Origin of the sequence: Massilia sp. YIM B02443, assembly GCF_030411955.1 — a bacterium.
In the GTDB taxonomy this organism is placed as follows: domain Bacteria; phylum Pseudomonadota; class Gammaproteobacteria; order Burkholderiales; family Burkholderiaceae_D; genus Telluria.
Genome location: NZ_JASNRA010000011.1, coordinates 21,626 through 38,974, shown reverse-complemented (window position 1 = coordinate 38,974; position 17,349 = coordinate 21,626). Strand labels below are relative to the sequence as shown.

General features: G+C 66.8%; 15 protein-coding genes and 1 riboswitch. Of the genes, 9 read left to right on the top strand and 6 right to left on the bottom strand.

Features of this window, described 5'->3' with window-relative positions:
• Window positions 1-22: 22 nt before the first annotated feature.
• A complete protein-coding gene (locus QPK27_RS12920; protein WP_290418654.1) occupies window positions 23-1,315 on the bottom strand; it encodes a porin in 1,293 nt (430 codons plus the stop codon).
• Window positions 1,316-1,572: 257 nt separating this feature from the next.
• On the bottom strand, window positions 1,573-2,631 hold the full coding sequence (locus tag QPK27_RS12915; RefSeq protein WP_290418653.1) for a porin: 1,059 nt from the start codon (window positions 2,629-2,631) through the stop codon (window positions 1,573-1,575).
• Window positions 2,632-3,169: 538 nt separating this feature from the next.
• Between QPK27_RS12915 and QPK27_RS12910 the strand changes: the two genes are divergently transcribed.
• Complete coding sequence (locus QPK27_RS12910) at window positions 3,170-5,002, top strand: hypothetical protein (protein WP_290418652.1); 1,833 nt, start codon at window positions 3,170-3,172, stop codon at window positions 5,000-5,002.
• Between the two features lie 53 nt (window positions 5,003-5,055).
• Here the strand turns inward: QPK27_RS12910 and dapF are convergent, their stop codons facing one another.
• The 3 genes from dapF to QPK27_RS12895 are packed head-to-tail and all read right to left on the bottom strand — an operon-like array spanning window position 5,056 to window position 7,668.
• A complete protein-coding gene (gene dapF, locus QPK27_RS12905; RefSeq protein WP_290418651.1) occupies window positions 5,056-5,940 on the bottom strand; it encodes a diaminopimelate epimerase in 885 nt (294 codons plus the stop codon).
• A 4-nt stretch (window positions 5,941-5,944) separates the two neighbouring features.
• A complete protein-coding gene (locus tag QPK27_RS12900; protein WP_290418650.1) occupies window positions 5,945-6,808 on the bottom strand; it encodes a lipid A biosynthesis acyltransferase in 864 nt (287 codons plus the stop codon).
• Window positions 6,805-7,668, bottom strand: coding sequence for a lysophospholipid acyltransferase family protein (locus QPK27_RS12895; RefSeq protein WP_290418649.1), 864 nt, complete (start codon window positions 7,666-7,668; stop codon window positions 6,805-6,807). Before QPK27_RS12895 ends, QPK27_RS12900 begins: the two co-directional genes overlap by 4 nt.
• 187 nt (window positions 7,669-7,855) lie before the next feature.
• Here QPK27_RS12895 and metK point away from each other — a divergent pair, with 187 nt between their 5' ends.
• From metK to metF, 5 genes are all read left to right on the top strand, one after another.
• Window positions 7,856-9,022 (top strand): methionine adenosyltransferase, encoded by a 1,167-nt coding sequence (gene metK, locus QPK27_RS12890; RefSeq protein ID WP_290418648.1) that lies wholly within the window; start codon window positions 7,856-7,858, stop codon window positions 9,020-9,022.
• 168 nt (window positions 9,023-9,190) lie between these two features.
• A complete protein-coding gene (locus tag QPK27_RS12885) occupies window positions 9,191-9,850 on the top strand; it encodes a hypothetical protein (protein ID WP_290418647.1) in 660 nt (219 codons plus the stop codon).
• A 69-nt stretch (window positions 9,851-9,919) separates the two neighbouring features.
• Window positions 9,920-9,991, top strand: a riboswitch (S-adenosyl-L-homocysteine riboswitch).
• A gap of 29 nt (window positions 9,992-10,020) precedes the next feature.
• Window positions 10,021-11,433, top strand: coding sequence for an adenosylhomocysteinase (gene ahcY, locus QPK27_RS12880; RefSeq protein WP_290418646.1), 1,413 nt, complete (start codon window positions 10,021-10,023; stop codon window positions 11,431-11,433).
• Between the two features lie 113 nt (window positions 11,434-11,546).
• Window positions 11,547-11,906, top strand: coding sequence for a phage holin family protein (locus QPK27_RS12875; protein ID WP_290418645.1), 360 nt, complete (start codon window positions 11,547-11,549; stop codon window positions 11,904-11,906).
• Window positions 11,893-12,720 carry a methylenetetrahydrofolate reductase [NAD(P)H] gene (metF, locus tag QPK27_RS12870; RefSeq protein WP_290418644.1) on the top strand — a complete coding sequence of 276 codons (828 nt, stop codon included), beginning with the start codon at window positions 11,893-11,895 and terminating at the stop codon, window positions 12,718-12,720. Before QPK27_RS12875 ends, metF begins: the two co-directional genes overlap by 14 nt.
• Window positions 12,721-12,748: 28 nt before the next feature.
• On the opposite strand, the gene QPK27_RS12865 is transcribed toward metF, so the two are convergent.
• Window positions 12,749-13,405 carry a 5-formyltetrahydrofolate cyclo-ligase gene (locus tag QPK27_RS12865; protein WP_290418643.1) on the bottom strand — a complete coding sequence of 219 codons (657 nt, stop codon included), beginning with the start codon at window positions 13,403-13,405 and terminating at the stop codon, window positions 12,749-12,751.
• Window positions 13,406-13,437: 32 nt separating this feature from the next.
• Between QPK27_RS12865 and QPK27_RS12860 the strand changes: the two genes are divergently transcribed.
• The 3 genes from QPK27_RS12860 to QPK27_RS12850 all read left to right on the top strand — a co-directional run bounded on the left by QPK27_RS12860 (window position 13,438) and on the right by QPK27_RS12850 (window position 17,345).
• On the top strand, window positions 13,438-15,495 hold the full coding sequence (locus QPK27_RS12860; protein WP_290418642.1) for a lytic transglycosylase domain-containing protein: 2,058 nt from the start codon (window positions 13,438-13,440) through the stop codon (window positions 15,493-15,495).
• A gap of 58 nt (window positions 15,496-15,553) precedes the next feature.
• A complete protein-coding gene (locus QPK27_RS12855) occupies window positions 15,554-16,522 on the top strand; it encodes a complex I NDUFA9 subunit family protein (protein ID WP_290418641.1) in 969 nt (322 codons plus the stop codon).
• A 106-nt stretch (window positions 16,523-16,628) separates the two neighbouring features.
• A complete protein-coding gene (locus tag QPK27_RS12850) occupies window positions 16,629-17,345 on the top strand; it encodes a glutathione S-transferase family protein (protein WP_290418640.1) in 717 nt (238 codons plus the stop codon).
• The last annotated feature ends 4 nt before the right edge of the window (window positions 17,346-17,349 follow it).

The following is a 17,349-nucleotide window of genomic DNA, read 5'->3' as shown; positions in this document are numbered from 1 at the left end:
CTTCGATTGACGCGTCGCGGACTCAGAAGCGGTGGCGGATGCCGATCTGCAGCGCGCGGCCGTCGGCGCCCGGCGCTTCGGTGAAGCCGCCCGGATTGCCCGAGGTGCCCGGCGTGTACTGGGCTTCGTTGTCGTTCCTGATGAAGGCGGCCACGGTGTACAGGTCGGTGCGCTTGGACAGGAAATAATCGTAGCCGATCGCCACCAGGTCGGCGTCGCTGTTCGACGGCGTGCGGTCGTTCTGGTGCGCGACCGAGGCCATGATGCGGCCGGCGCCGATGCGGTAGTGGAAACCGATCTGGTAGCTCTTCGCGTCCTGGCGCGTGTTTTCGGTGATCGCGCGCTGGAAGATGGCGCGCAGCGTACGCTGGGCTTCGGCCGGAATGCCTTGCGCCGTCAGCGCCGGCGCCACCGCGCCATCCCAGCCGCCCAGGTAGTCGGGCAGCAGGGCCGAGTTGTCGTTGCGCTGGCTGTGGAAACCGGCGAACACCTTCCAGCTGTCGTTGATCGTGTAGGAACCGCCCACGGTGGTGGTGCGCAGGCTCGGCCGGTTCTGGCGGTCGTAGCCGTGGTTGTAGCCGATGCCGACGTCGAAGCCGTTGGCTTTATAGGTGCCGGCCACGGCGCGGAATTTCTTGTAGCGGCCCAGGTAGCCCGAGCCTTCCGGACCGTACATCACCGAGCCGCCGAAGCCGCTCGGGTGGGCGATGCGGTACTGGATCGCTTCCTGCGAGCGGATGTCGGCGCCCAGCGCGGTGAAGCCGGCGGTGCCGCCGGTGATGTGGCCCCAGGTGCCGGCGGTGCCCGACTCGAACACGTCGGCCATGTTGAACACTTCGTAGCCCGGAGTGTACATGCGGCCCAGCAGGATGGCGCCGATCGGGGTCACCAGGCCGACCATGGCGGTGCGGTCGAACAGCGCTTTCTCCTGGTTGACGGCCGGCGCGCCGGGCGGCTGGATGGTGGCCTGCAGGCGGTCCAGGATCGGTTGCGGGATGCCCTGCATGCCGCGCAGCAGATAGCGCCCCGGGTTGTCGTTCATCAGGGCCGGCTGGTTGCCGCCGGTGTCGAGCTCGACGCGCGCCTCGAGGTTGAAGATGGCCTTGTAGCCGTTGCCCAGCTCTTCGTTGCCGCGGAAGCCGATGCGCGAGCCGTCGGCGCCGCCGCTGTAGATCTTGGTCGGGCCGCCTTTCTGCCACATCACGCCGGCATCGGCGATGCCGTAGATCTGGACGCTGGACTGGGCCATTGCCGGGCTTGCAAATGGGACGCATAGCGCCGCGCACAACGCGGTGGCGGGAAGGCTGTTCTTCATGGGGTCTCCGTGATGTTTTTTATGGCGCGATGCTTGAGCTCGCTTTGCCAATATGCCACCCGACCGGCGGGCTGTACAGAACGCCCGTGCGCAAAGCCGGTGGCGCTTTCGCTGCGTTGTGGAAACACGACATGGCGCGCTGCACAAGAATCGGCAGCGCAGAGAAGGTGGCGCGACAGGCAGCGCGCTAATGACAAGGGCGGACACCTGTGCGATGTCCGCCCTGTGGAGTGCGACGGGGCCTTGGCCCGCGCCGTTCAGAACGAATGATTCAGGCCGATGTCGTACTGATTGACGGTCCCTGGGTTGGTCGCGGTCGGGACCATGCCCTTCTTGCGCGAGGCGTCGAGGTACAGGTAGGTGCGCTTCGACAGGCTGTATTCGTAGCCGACCGACAGTTGCTTGACCTTGTCGAGTCCGTCGGTGTCCTTCTGCCCATAGCCGGCCAGGAACTTGCCCGGCCCCATGGTGTAGTTCGCACCCAGCACCCACGACCTGGTCTCGGCGTTGAACAGGCGCGTGTTGTCCTGGTCCTGGCGCGCGTAGGTGGCCATCAGCTTCAGTTCCGGGGTCGCGAACACCGAGGCGCCGATCGACCACACCTTCGATTCGATGGCGTTGCGCTCGTAACCGGCCATGAAGGCGGCGGGGCCGTTGTTGTAGGTGGCCGTGATCGAGAACGGGTTGGCCGAGCCTTCGGCGCCGAGCGGATATTGCGGCGCGGCGGCGCTGCCGCGGCCGATGATCGCCGGGCCGCCGTTGTTTTCCTTGGTCGCGATCGCGGTATTGAGCTGGAAGCCGTTGATCAGCGGCGAGTTGTACCAGATCGCGTTCGACCAGCGGTTGTTGGAATAGCCGACCGGATCGAGCGCCTGCGACGAATAGCCGGCCACGGCGAGGTCGGTATAGAAGCCGCCCGGGGTCGGGATCGCGTGGAACGGCTCGAAGGCGCCGATGGTTTCGTGGAACGGGGTCAGGCCGCGGCCGATGCGCAGCATGCCGAAGTCGCCCTGCAGGCCGACCCGGCTCTGGCCCTGGAACAGCGGGCGCTGGGTGCCGTTGCTGCCGATTTCGTTGGAACCGGTGTCCGATTCGTAGCGCACCTCGACGTGGAACAAGGCTTTGAGGCCATTGCCCAGGTCTTCGGTGCCCTTGAAGCCGAGGGTGTTGGCCGAGCGCTTGCCGATGCTGACCGCGTCGCCGCTGCGCTTGATGACGCCGGCATCGATGGTGCCGTAGATCTGAACCGCGCTCTGGGCATGGGCCGCACCGGCACATGCGCCGGAGAGTGCGACTGCCAGGAGGGTTTTTTTCATTATGGGTGTTCCTGTGACGGTAAACGCATTCATTCCGGCGTCGAGACGCTGGCTGGACACCGGATACGTGCACCTTATATGTTTCAAGCATCAAGCTATGCTATTTGGTCAATTATGGCGGGGGCGCTGGGTCGAAAGCCAAGAAAACCAATTGTGTTGTTGTATTTTTGAAACGCGTGTCATGGCCGATGTCACAAATGCCGGATACGCGCCCGCCGACACCGCAAAATACGGCAAAACCGGTGCAAAACCGTACACGACGACCCGTCGGCAAGCGCATCCAGCGCGGCCCTGACACGGGGTTGTCATGCATGCCATGGCGCCGGTTTCATCCGCTTTACACAGATTTGCGACCCATCAAGAGAGCCGGGATTCGCATCGAATCGGGGACAGGGGCGGCTTAGACTTTTGCCAAAAACCGCGTCGGAGGCGGCGCAGCCTGTCAATGCCTTGTATATTGGCAACTTAACCGGCGTGCAACAATCTGCTGCCGGTGTCGCCACCGAGTGCTGCCGATCCACTCACCAAGACTCCAACCATGGCCAACCGCGAAGAACTGGCGATCATTCGCAATGCCCGCGCCGGGCACGTCGCTGCCCAGCTCGAGCTGGGCAAGCTGTACCTGTTCGGCAGCGCCGGACTGCCGCAGAGCCTGCCCACGGCACTGCACTGGCTGGAGCGCGCCGCGCGCCAGGAGTGTTCTCCCGCCTGGCAACTGATCGGCGACCATATTCCCCTCGAAATCGCGCAACGCAACCCGGCCGCGCTGGCGCCGTGGTACGAGCGCGCCTATGACGACGGCAGCGTGCACGCCGGGCTGGTATTCGCCCAGCTGGTGCTGGGTGCAATGGCCCCGGGCGCGGCGCCGCACCCGAAGGCGGTGCGCGCGCTGGAAGACGCGGCGCGCGCCGGCTTCCCGCATGCGCAGTGGCTGCTGGCGCAGCAGGACAAGCGGCCGGCGCCGGTGCGCGCCCCGGCCACCGCATCCGATGCCGCGGCCCCTGCGCGCACGGCGGCGCCGACCGCCGCCCAGCCGCCGGCCCGTCCCGCGCCCCAGGGCTGGCTGCGGCGCGCGGCCGACAACGGCGTCGCCGACGCCCAGTTCGGCGTACTGGAGCAGGCCTGGGACGCTCGCCAGTGGAACGAGTACCTGGCGCGTGCGCTGCCGCTGGCGCGTTCCCTGGTGCGCGAACGTGGCGAGCAGGGCGAGATGCGGCGCTTCGCCCCGGACGAGATCGCCTTGCTATCGCGCTGCGCGCGCCTGCTGGATCCGGCGCTCGGAGTGATGGAACAGGAAGAGGGCGCCCAGGCAGCGGGCAACGTGGTGCTCGAGCCGGGGGAGCCGGCCGGCTTGTGGGAACTGGCGGCGGCCGAGCATGACCGCCATGCACAGCTGGCGATGGGGCTGCGATGCGCGCGCATGCGCATCGACGGGCGGCGCGTGGCGCAGGGAACGAAGCCGGGAGCGGCGGATGCGGCGGATGCCAACGCGCACATCGCAGACGCGCACGTCGCCAACGCGCATGTCGCCAACGCGCATGTCGCCCACGCGCATGTCGCCCACGCGCATGTCGCCAACGCGCATGTCGCAAACGCGCATGTCGCCCACGCGCATGTCGCCAACGCGCATGTCGCCAACTTCAAGAAGGCGATCCGCTGGCTGACGCTGGCGGGAGAGCAGGGATTGGCCGAGGCCTGGTACGCGCTGTCGCGCATCTATATCAAGCCCGAGTTTTCGCAGCGTAACGTGGCCGATGCCCAGCGTTTCCTGGAGCGGGCGGCCGAGATGGGCTACCGCGACGCCCAGCTCGAATGCGGCCACAACGCATGGCGCGCGCGCCGCGAGAACGAGAACAACGACGTGCGCGCCGTCTACTGGCTGCAGAAGGCGGCGGCGCAAGGCGCACGCGAGGCGGTCGAGCTGCTGCGCAAGATCGCGCCGCGTCCGCTCACCGCGCCCTTTACCGAGACCGGGCGCCTGGCCGGCCACGCCGGCCTGCCGGGCAGCCATCCGCTGCTGGGCGCGCGCCTGGAGCTGGCCGCGCTGTTCAACCTGACCCGCGCCGAGGCGCTGCTGCTGGACGTAGCGACCGCCGACCAGGGCCATTGCCTGGTGATCGACATCCGCGCCAGCTACGGACGCAGCAAGCGGCGGCTGGTGATGGTCGAGACGGCAGCCGAGCGCCAGGCGCTGGACCGCATCGTGCAGCTGTTCGAGCAGGTCGATTGCGGCCCGGCCGGGCCGGAGGGAAATTACCGTCAGCGTCTATACCGGCTGCGTACGCTGATCGGTGGCGCGGCCGGCGACGCCGCGGGGGATGCGGCAGCGCGGGGCGCAGAGGAAGCGTCCGACGTCGAACTGGCGGCCTGAGCAGAAGCGCGGTCCGCTACCTGCCTGACCGGCGGCGCCGGCCAGGAATGAGATCAGATCTCGACTTCGCCTTCGAACACCGACACCGCCGGTCCGCTGAGGTAGACCGGCTGGCCCGGTCCAGCCCAGGCGATGCTCAGTTCGCCGCCACGGGCGGACACGCGCACCGGCGAATCGAGCAGGCCGCGCCGGATGCCGGCCACCGCCGCCGCGCAGGCGCCGGTGCCGCAAGCGAGCGTTTCGCCGGCGCCGCGTTCATGGACGCGCAGGCGGATGTGATGACGGTCGACGATCTGCATGTAGCCGGCATTGACCCGCTTCGGGAAGCGCGCATGCGATTCGATCAGCGGCCCGGTCTGCTCGACCGGGGCGGCGTCGACGTCGTCCACGACCTGCACCGCGTGCGGATTGCCCATCGACACCACCGACACCGGCACCACCATTTCCTGCGCACCGGCAGGTGAGGACAAGGACAGCGTTAGCGGCCACAGCATGTCATCGGCTTCCGGCAGCCCGTCCAGGCCGGCGCTGTCGAACGGCACTTCGGCAGGATCGAGGCGCGGCGCGCCCATGTCCACCGTCACGTTGCCGTCCGCTTCCAGGCGCGGATTGATGATGCCCGACATGGTCTGCACGCGGATGCTGGGTTCGCGCGTCAAGCCCTTGTCGACCACGAAGCGCACGAAGGCGCGCGAGCCGTTGCCGCACTGCTCGACTTCGCCGCCGTCGTTGTTGAAGATGCGGTAGCGGAAATCGACGCCGTCCTGGTCGGGACGCTCGACCACCAGGATCTGGTCGGCGCCGATGCCGAAGCGGCGGTCGGCCAGCTGCCGCCACAGCGCGGCGCCGAAGGCATCGACGTCGATCGGCTGGTTGATGGCGTCGATGACGATGAAGTCATTGCCGGCGCCGTGCATCTTGGTAAATTTCAGTTTCATGCTGTTAATCATACAAGGAAGGTTCGCCCGGCGGACGGGTCTTGAAGCGCTTGTGGGTCCAGAAATACTCGGCCGGCGCTTCGCGCACGCGCTCTTCGATGAAGGCGTTCATGCGCCGCGTTGCTTCCACCATATCGTCGCCCGGATAGTTTTCCCACGAAGGATAGAAGCGCACGCGCCAGCCCTGGTAGTTCGGCAGGTAGGTGGCGATCACCGGGATCACCTTGGCGCCGGTGGTGGCGGCGATGCGGCCCAGCGCGGTCAGGGTCGCTGCCGGCACGCCGAAGAACGGCACGAACTCGGCATCCTTTTCGCCGAAGTCCATGTCCGGCAGCATGAAATAGGGCAGGCCGTCGCGCAGCGCGCGCAGGATCGGCTTGATGCCTTCCTTGCGCGTCACCAGGCGCACCGGGCCGTAGCGTTCGCGGCCATGGCGCAGCAGGCGGTCGAAGGCTTCGTTCTTTTGCGGCACGTACATGCTGCACACCGGAATCACGCGCGAGGCGACGCCGGCCACGTCCAGGCACACGAAGTGCGGGCACAGCAGGATGGTGGGGCCGGACTCCATCTCGGCCTGCGGCACCGCGGGCTCGACATGGATCAGGCTGCGCACGCGTTCTTCAGGCGCCCACCACAGGATCGAGCGCTCGAAGATGCTGCGCGCGTAGGCGCGGAAATGGTCGCGCGCGATCTTGCGCCGCGCGCCTTCGTCCAGTTCAGGCAGGCACAGGCGCAGATTGGTCAGCGCGATGTGGCGGCGCCGGCCCATGATCATGAACATCAGGCTGCCAACGGCTTCGCCCAGCCGCCCCAGGATCGGCAGCGGCAGGAAATGCAGCAGCCACATCAACCATAGCAACACCCTCATACAGCAGCCTCACCGCTTTTGTCACTTCCTGGCGCGGCCACGCCTTCCGGTTGCTTGTAGCGGTTGTAGCTCCAGAAATACTGGGCCGGCGCGCGCGCGATCAGTTGCTCCATGGCGCGGTTGATCGCCGTGGCCTGCTCGGCCGCGGTGCCGCCCAGGTCGCCCTCGAAGGGCACGAAGCGCACGATGTAGCCGGCGCCGCGCGGACGCCGCTCGGCGTACACCAGCAGGATGTCGGCCTTGCCGAGCTGGGCCAGCTTGGCCGGCAGCGTCATGGTGTAGGCGCTGCGGCCGAAGAACGGCGCCCAGACGCCTTCGCCTTCCTGCGGCACCTGGTCCGGCAGCAGGCCGATCGGCTGGCCGCCTTTCAGGGTCTTGGCCAGGATGCGCACCCCGGCCAGGTTGGCCGGCGCCAGGTGCAGGTTATGGCGCGCGCGCGCGCCTTCGACCAGCGGTTTGAGGGCGCTCTTGCGCGGCGGGCGGTACATCACGGTGAGCGCGGTCTTGAGCGCGATCTGCTGCGCCGTCATCTCGAAGCAGCCCAGGTGTGGCGTCAGGAACACAATCCCGCGGCCGGCGTCGAGGCGGCTCTGGACCAGCTCCCAGCCTTCCACCGTGGCATGCCTGGCAACCCGTTCCGGATTGGCGCACCAGACGAAAGCCAGCTCGATCGCGGCCTTGCCGGCTTCGCCGACCGCCTGGCGCCAGTGGCCGTCATAGCCGGCTTGCTGCAAATTGGCGCGCAGGCGGCGCCGATACGACGGCGACAAGGCGTAGACCAGCCAGCCCATGGCCGCGCCGAGCGCGTGCAAGATGGGCAAGGGAAATATAGATAACGTACGGAAAATTACAACTAGCATGCGATTGATCAGGGTTGAATGGCGCGCGTGTTTCCACACCAAAATTCCAAGGAAGCGTAAAATACCACTTTATGCAGGATCCGCCGAGTTAATAGACAACTTGCGAAGCGGAATATAAATGTCGCTAAAGCGTCGCAGGTACCCAGTTACTGCGGCAGATCCCATTGACCCGTAACATGGAGCCTACATGTCGAACGACTACCTCTTCACTTCCGAATCCGTTTCCGAAGGCCATCCCGACAAAGTCGCGGACCAGATTTCCGACGCCATTCTCGACGCCATCCTCGAGCAAGACCCGACTGCGCGCGTCGCCGCTGAAACCCTGTGCAACACCGGCCTGGTCGTGCTGGCCGGCGAAATCACCACGCACGCCAACGTCGATTATATTCAGGTTGCGCGCAACACCATCAAGCGCATCGGTTACGACAACACCGATTTCGGCATCGACTACAAGGGTTGCGCCGTGATGGTCTGCTACGACAAGCAGTCGCCAGACATCGCCCAGGGCGTGGACGAAGGCGCCGGCATCGACCTCGACCAGGGCGCGGGCGACCAGGGCCTGATGTTCGGTTATGCCTGCGACGAAACCCCGGAGCTGATGCCGGCCGCCATTTACTACTCGCACCGCCTGGTCGAGCGCCAGTCGCAGCTGCGCAAGGACGGCCGCCTGCCATGGCTGCGTCCTGACGCCAAGTCGCAAGTCACGCTGCGCTACGTCGACGGCCGCCCGGTGGCCGTGGACACCGTCGTGCTCTCGACCCAGCACCACCCAGACGTCTCGCACTCGCAGATCGAAGAAGCCGTGATCGAAGAGATCATCAAGCCGACCCTGCCGCGCGAATGGCTGAAGGACACCCGCTTCCTGGTCAACCCGACCGGCCGCTTCGTCATCGGCGGCCCGCAGGGCGACTGCGGCCTGACCGGCCGCAAGATCATCGTCGACACCTACGGCGGCGCAGCCCCGCACGGCGGTGGCGCGTTCTCGGGCAAGGACCCGTCGAAAGTCGACCGCTCGGCCGCCTACGCCGCCCGCTACGTGGCCAAGAACATCGTCGCCGCCGGCCTGGCGCGCCAGTGCCAGGTGCAGGTCAGCTACGCGATCGGCGTGGCGCGTCCGATCAATATCACCGTGTACACCGAAGGCACCGGCGTGATCTCGGACGAGAAGATCGCGGCGCTGGTCAACGAGCACTTCGACCTGCGTCCGAAGGGCATCGTGCAGATGCTCGACCTGCTGCGCCCGATCTACTGCAAGACCGCGGCCTACGGCCACTTCGGCCGCGAAGAGCCGGAATTCACCTGGGAACGCACCGACAAGGCGGCTGCGCTGCGCGCGGCGGCCGGCCTGAACTGATCGTTCAGCCTGCCAGCATCACCGAAACGGCGCCTGCCTGACAGCGGCGCCGTTTTTTCATGGACACGCGGATGCGTCCTGCATGATCTGCCGCGGGCATTGCAGGCGCACTCTCCATGCTGCTAAGCTGGTGCGTTTCGTTTTTGACCACGCGCGCGGAGACATGCCATGACGACCCTCGAACAACGGATTCAAGCCTGCGAAGAAAGCAATGAGCGCTTGCGCAAGCAGCTCGCACGCCAGCGCAGCATGTGGCTGTTCACCACCTTCCTGGTGGCCGGCGGCGGCGCCATCGCCGGCGGTTCGCTGAAGCAGGCCAGCTTCGACAGCATCTCTGCCAGGGAAATCGCGGTGGTCGACAGCAAGGGCGTGATCCGCGCCCGCCTGAGCGGCGACCTGCCCGATGCGGTCATGGCCAATGGCCACGTGGCGAAACGCGGATCGAAGGCGGCCGGCGTGATGCTGTACGACGAGCAGGGCATCGAACGCGGCGGCTATGTCACCCAGGACGAAGGCAGCAACGTGATGCTGACCCTGGACTCCAAGTACCGCCAGTCGACCCTGTTCGTGGCCGGACCCGACGACAGCCAGGCCAGCGCGCTGCGCCTGTGGAGCCCGGTGGGATCGGTCGAGCTGCGTTCGGACACGAATGGCGCGCGCCTGAGCTTTGCCGACAAGAACGGCGTCCACCTGCAACAACCTGCCGTGAGCATGACGCCGGATACCTGCACCGATTACAAGAAACTGGAGCAGCAATATCCCGGCAAGGGCGTTTGCCGCTCCCGCTTCACCGAGGCCGCCTGCAAGGTGTGCATGGACGGGCGCTGAGCCGATGTGCCGGCACGTGTCGCGCTCAATCAGAGCATGACTGCCGGACGCTTGCGTGCTAAACTACCCCGTTCCGAGGAGCGTTGCGACCAGAATTCCTCATCTGGCCAGGCTCGGATATCAACACCGCGCTCACGTTACTTTTTTCTAAACATTGAAAGGAGGGCGTGATGAACGCCGTACTCAAAGATTCCCAAGACTACATCGTCACCGACATCACCCTGGCATCTTGGGGCGAGAAGGAAATCCGCATCGCCGAAACCGAGATGCCGGGCCTGATGGCGATCCGCGAAGAATACGCCGCCGCCCAGCCACTGAAGGGCGCGCGCATCGCCGGCTCGCTGCACATGACGATCCAGACCGCGGTCCTGATCCGTACCCTGGAAGCGCTGGGCGCCACCGTGCGCTGGGCCTCGTGCAACATCTACTCGACCCAGGACCACGCCGCCGCCGCCATCGCCGCGGTCGGTACCCCTGTGTTCGCGGTCAAGGGCGAGACCCTGGACGAATACTGGGAATACACCCACCGCATCTTCGAGTGGCCGGGCGACAACCACGCCAACATGATCCTGGACGACGGCGGCGACGCCACCCTGCTGCTGCACCTGGGCGTGCGCGCCGAGAAGGACATCTCGGTGCTGGACAAGCCGGGCTCGGAAGAAGAAATCTGCCTGTTCAACGCGATCAAGGGCCGCCTGGCGCGTGATCCGCAGTGGTACTCGAAGCGCCTGCCTGCTATCCGCGGCGTGACCGAAGAAACCACCACCGGCGTGCACCGCCTGTACCAGATGCACCAGGAAGGTAAACTCGCCTTCCCGGCGATCAACGTCAACGACTCGGTCACCAAGTCGAAGTTCGACAACCTGTACGGCTGCCGCGAATCGCTGGTCGACGGCATCAAGCGCGCCACCGACGTGATGGTCGCGGGCAAGATCGCCGTCATCGCCGGTTACGGCGACGTCGGCAAGGGTTCGGCCCAGGCCATGCGCGCCCTGTCGGCGCAAGTGTGGGTCACCGAAATCGACCCGATCTGCGCACTGCAGGCGGCGATGGAAGGCTACCGCGTCGTGACCATGGACTACGCTGCCGAACACGGCGACATTTTTGTTACCTGCACCGGCAACTACCACGTCATCACCGAGCAGCACATGCTCAAGATGAAGGACCAGGCGATCGTCTGCAACATCGGTCACTTCGACAACGAAATCGAAGTCGCGGCACTGAAGAAATATCAGTGGGATAACATCAAGCCGCAAGTCGACCACGTCATCTTCCCTGATGGCAAGCGGATCATCCTGCTGGCCGAAGGCCGCCTGGTGAACCTGGGTTGCGGCACCGGCCACCCGTCGTACGTGATGAGCTCGTCGTTCGCGAACCAGACCATCGCCCAGATCGAGTTGTTCATGAACACCGCGCAGTATCCGGTGGGCGTGTACACGCTGCCGAAGAAGCTGGACGAAAAGGTGGCGCGCCTGCAGCTGAAGAAGCTCAACGCCCAGCTGACCACGCTGACCGAAGAGCAGGCCGCCTACATCTCGGTGAGCCAGGAAGGCCCGTACAAGCCGGAACACTACCGCTACTAATCCGGTAGCAGTCGTTCGGCTGTACTCCACGCGAAGCGCTCCCCGGGCGCTTTGCTGTTCCACGAGCCGGGTGCCGCCATGGCGCCCGCGTACCATGAAAGTCGATTGTCACGATGCGCCTCCTGATTACCTGGCTGATCAATGCCGCGGCCCTGATGGCCCTGCCTTACCTGATGCACTCCGTCGAAGTCTCGAGCCTGGGCACCGCACTCATCGCGGCGCTGGTGCTGGGGCTGGTCAACACCCTGATCCGTCCGCTGCTGGTGATCCTGACCCTGCCGGTCACGCTGTTGTCGATGGGCCTGTTCATCCTGGTCATCAATGCCTTGTTGTTCTGGCTGGTGGCAAACCTGGTGGGCGGATTCCAGGTGGCGGGATTCTGGTCGGCCTTCCTGGCGGCAATCCTGTACAGCATCATTTCGTGGGCGCTTTCCACCTTGCTTCTTTCAAATAAAGACAATGGAAACTCCTGATTTCAGTATCGAGTTTTTTCCGCCCAAGACCCCTGAAGGCGCCGAGAAGCTGCGCCTGGCCCGCACCAAGCTGGCCGAGCTCGGTCCAAAGTATTTTTCGGTGACCTTCGGCGCCGGCGGCAGCACCCAGCAGGGCACGCTGCAGACGGTGCGCGAGATCATGGCCGAAGGCCACCAGGCCGCGCCGCACCTGTCGTGCATCGGCGCCACCCGCGACTCGATCCGCGAGGTGCTGCAGCAGTTCAAGGACAGCGGCATCCGGCGCCTGGTGGCGCTGCGCGGCGACTTGCCGAGCGGCTATGGCGGCGCGGGCGAGCTGCGCTATGCCAGCGAGCTGGTGGAATTCATCCGCCAGGAAACCGGCGACTGGTTCCACATCGAGGTCGCGGCCTACCCCGAGATGCACCCGCAAGCCCGTTCGCCGCAGGACGACCTGCAGGCGTTCGCGCGCAAGGTGCAGGCCGGGGCGAATGCCGCCATCACCCAGTACTTCTATAACGCGGACGCGTATTTCCAGTTCGTCGACAACACCCGCAAGCTGGGCGTCGACGTGCCGGTGGTGGCCGGCATCATGCCGATCACCAACTACATGCAGCTGATGCGTTTCTCGGACATGTGCGGCGCCGAGATCCCGCGCTGGGTGCGCCTGAAACTGGCCAGCTTCGGCGACGACAGCGCCTCGATCCGCGCTTTCGGGCTGGACGTGGTGACCGGGCTGTGCGAACGGCTGCTGGCGGGCGGCGCTCCGGGACTGCATTTCTACAGCATGAACCAGGCCGCGCCGACGACGGCGATCTGGCAGCGCCTGCGTTGATCGAACGCCGGGCACTGCCCGGCGTTTTTCATTCCTCGGTAATCACCCGATCCAACGGCACGTCATGCGCGTCGCCATCGAATTCCACCAGCTGGCAGGTGTACGCGATCCCGACCGTGGCCGGCCGCGGCTCAGGCGCCAGGGTGCGGTCGTAGAACCCGCCGCCATACCCCACCCGGTAACCCAGCGCATTGAATCCCAGGCACGGAATCAGCAGCGCCGGCGGGCGTTCCACCAGCCGCAGGCTGGCCGGCACCGCCACCCCGAGCCGGTCGCTGACCGTTGCTTCTCCCGGCATCCACTCGGCAAATCCGAGCGCCGCGTGGCGCTCCAGCACCACCGGCAACGCCAGCCGTACGCCTTGCCGCGCCAATTCCGCGTACGCTGGCAGCAAGTCCGGTTCGCCGGCCAGAGGCCAATAAACAGCTAACTGCGCACCCGGATGTGCGCTGGAAAATGCTTGTGCATGCTCGCGCCACCAGGCCAGCACCCTTGCGCCGATGCGCTCGTCCCAGGCGGCTTTGAGCGCCGGGTCGATCGCGCGCCGCCGCGCCTTGAGGGCGCTGCGCAGGGCAGACTTGTCCTGCGTCATGAGCGCCTGGGTAAGCTGTTGCAGCGAGACATCGTCCTCGACCTTCGGTGGCTGGGGCTCGGTGCCGCGTGGTATTCTTGGTTCGCCGGTCATGGTTTCAATGCAGCGTAATGTGAGAGTTGTGGATGTTTCAATCGAAATTGTCAGCCGGCGCAATACCGGCCGCCATTGCCCTTGTTCTGTCCTGTGCGCTGCCGCCCGCCGCGCTGGCGCAGGAAGACTCCGATGCCCCCGCGCCCGAAGTGGCGCTGCCGCCGGTTCCCGCCGGCGCTCCCAGCGCACCGAGTGCGCCGGCGATGCAGGGCTTGCCGCCCGCGCCAAACGACGCGCGCGCCGACGACGATAACTTCATGCTGCTGCGCGAAGCCTCGCGCCAGAACGACGGCGCGCGCGCCAACGCCATTGCCTCGCGCCTGGCGCCCAACTACCTGCTGGCGCCGTATGTCGACTATTATCGTCTGAAACCGCGCCTGCGCGAGGCCATCCAGGACGAGGTGCTGCAAGTGCTGCGCCGCCATGAGGGCACGGCCGTGGCCGACCGCCTGCGCAACGACTGGCTGGTCGAGCTCGGCAAGCGCGGCGAATGGAACACTTTCCTGCGCGAAGTCGGCAGCCTGGGCCAGTCCGGCGACCTGCAGGTGCGCTGCTACGCCCTGCTGGCGCGCGCCAGCCGCGGCGAAGCGGTGGCGCAGGATGCGCGCGCGTTGCTGGTCAATCCGCCCAGCTACGGCGACGGCTGCGCCGCCCTGATCGCCGAGCTGGCCCGCAACGGCCAGTTCACCCAGGCCGACCTGCTGCGCCAGCTGCGCCTGGCCGGCGAAACCAATGCCACCGGTCCCGCGCGCCGCACCGCCGTGCTGCTCGGCCTGCCCGAGGCGCGCGCTACCCAGGCGGTCGACCTGCCGGCGGTGGCCATGGCGCGCGGCGTCGGCAAGACCCGCGCCGAACAGGAACTGTACCTGGTGGCGGTGGGCCGCATGGCGCGCACCAGCCTCAAGCTGGCGGCGGTGGGACTGGAAAAGAACGGCCCCAAGCTGGACGCCGAAGAGCGCGCGATCGGCTGGGCCAACGTGGCGCTGGCCGCCTCGATCGCACTGGCGCCCGAGGCCGACGAGTACTGGCGCCGCGCCAAGGGTGCGCCGCTGTCCGACTTCCAGATGCAATGGCAGACGCGCATGGCGCTGCGCCGCGGCGACTGGAAGGAAGTGCGCGCCAGCATCGAGGCGATGCCGCCCGCGCTGCGGGGCGATTCCACCTGGGTCTACTGGCTGGGGCGCGCGCACCAGGCCGAGGGCCGCTCGGTCGAGGCACGCGATCTGTTTGGCAGCATCGCCGCCCAATCGACCTTCTACGGCCAGCTGGCCCAGGAAGAGCTGGGCCGGCTGGTGGTGGCGCCGCCGCCGGTGGCGCCGATCACGGCCGCCGAGCTGGCGCAGGCGAGCGCCAATCCGAGCCTGCAACGGGCGCTGAAGTTCTACAGTTTGAGCCTGCGCGCGGAAGGCAACCGCGAATGGAACTGGGGCTTGCGGAACCTGTCTGAACGTCAGTTACTGGCCGCCGCCGAGCTGGCGCGCCGCAACGAACTGCTCGACCGCATGGTCGAAACCTCGCTGCGCACGCGCACCGAACTCAGCTACGACCAGCGCTTCCCGGCGCCGCACCTCGAACTCCTGAAGCCCACGGCCCAGGGGCTCGGGCTGGACAAGGCCTGGGTGTATGGCCTGATCCGCCAGGAGTCGCGCTTCATCCGCGACGCACGCTCCGGCGTCGGCGCATCCGGCCTGATGCAGGTGATGCCCGCCACCGGCAAATGGGTGGCGAACAAGATTGGCCTGGACAACTTTGTGCACGATATGCTCAACGACATCCGCACCAATATCACGCTCGGCGCCAACTACATGAACATGGTGCTGGGCAATTTCGACGGTTCCTACGTGCTGGCCACCGCCGCCTACAACGCCGGGCCGGGCCGTTCGCGCACCTGGCGCGGGCGCCTGGACAAGCCGATGGAAGGGGCGATCTTCGTGGAAACCATCCCGTTCACCGAGACCCGCGGCTATGTGCGCAACGTGATGGCCAACGCCACCAACTACGCCTCGATCTTCGAGGGCAAGCCGCAGTCGCTCAAGGCGCGCCTGGGCACGATCAGCCCGCGCGGCGGCAGCGCGTCCGTGCTCGACTGAGGAGCAAGACCATGTCAAGGCCGACCATGCCGGCGCCATTTGCCCATCCGAGGCAGTCATGACGGTCAACCCGCCCAGGGTGCTGCTGATCGGCGGCACCGGCTTTATCGGCAAGCACCTGGCCGCGCGCCTGTCCGACGACGGCGTGGGCGTGCTGGTGGCGGCGCGCCACTACGAAGCGGCGCGTGCGCTCACCATGCTGCCGGGCGTCGACGTCGAGGTCGCCGACATCCACGACGACGCCGTGCTGCGCCGGCTGGCAGCCGGGCGCGACGCCGTGATCAACCTGGTCGGCGTGCTGCATGGCGGCCATGGCCGGCCGTACGGCAGCGGCTTCCGGCGCCTGCACGTCGACCTGCCGCGCCGCATCGCCGCCGCCTGCGCGGCCGCCGGCGTGCCGCGCTATCTGCACATGAGCGCGCTGGGAGCGAGCGGCGCCAGCCCCTCGATGTACGGCCGCTCTAAGGCCGACGGCGAGGCCGCGGCGCGCGCCGAAGACACGGTCGCGGCCACCATCTTCCGGCCCTCGGTGGTGTTCGGCGAGGGCGACCACTTTTTGACCATGTTCGCGCGCCTGCAGCGCCACCTGCCTGTGGTGCCGCTGGCCGGCAGCACGGCCCGCTTCCAGCCGGTGTGGGTGGGCGACGTGGCCGCCGCCTTCTCGATGGCGCTGATGCGCCACGACACGCGCGGTGCGGTCGTCGAGCTGGGCGGTCCGAACGTGTACACGCTGGCCGAGCTGGTGCGGCTGGCGGGACGCTACAGCGGCCACGAGCGGCGCGTGATCGGGCTGCCGGACGGCGTGGCGCGGCTGCAGGCGCGCCTGTTCGAGTTATTGCCGGGCGACCCCCTGATCAGCCGCGACAATCTCGACTCGATGCGGGTCGACAACGTGGTGGCGCCCGACACCCGCGCCTTGACAGCCGCGGCGCTGGGACTCAAGCTCTCGTCGATCGAAGCGATCGCGCCGCACTACCTGGCGGGCGGCGACCGGCTGGACAGCTATCGGACGCATGCAGGACGCTGACCGGGCAGGGCGCCGATAGCGAGCGCTGCGGCATGCTGTCGGTGGCCCCGGCCGCCGTCGCGCGCAGACATTTCTTTTAACCGGTTTTTGAATTTTCTCGGACACCATGCAGACCATCGACCTCGACCCGATCCTCTCGCACACCCTGGAACAGGCGCGCCAGCCCGGCCTCACCCTGGTCATCGGCAACAAGAACCTGTCCTCGTGGTCGATGCGTCCGTGGGTGGCGGCGGTGGCGTTCGGCATTCCGTTCACCGAGATCCGGGTCCTGCTCGACCAGCGCGACACCGCCAACGAGATCGCGCGCTACTCGCACGCGGGCCGGGTGCCGGTGCTGATCTCGGGCGAGATGACGATCTGGGATAGCCTGGCCATCGTCGAATACCTGGCCGAGCAATTCCCCGACAAGCACATGTGGCCGCAGGACGTGGCGGCGCGCGCGCTGGCGCGCTCGATCGTGGCCGAGATGCATGCTGGCTTCGGCGAGCTGCGCAATGCGATGCCGATGCACATCCAGTCCTATCTGCCGGGCCGTGGCCGCACGCCGGGCGCCCAGGCCGACATCGGCCGCATCTGCGAGATCTGGGAAGACTGCCTGTCGCGCTTCGGGCATCACCAGTTCTTGTTCGGCGCGTTCTCGATCGCGGATGCCTTCTACGCGCCGGTGGTGATGCGCTTCAAGACCTACGGCGTGGCACTGGCGCCGGCGCTGCAGGCGTATTGCGACCGCATGCTGGCCCACCCGGCGGTGGCGCGCTGGGTGAGCGAGGCGATGGCGGAAACCGATCCGACCCCGCTGCACGACGCCGATCTGCCGGAGTAATCGC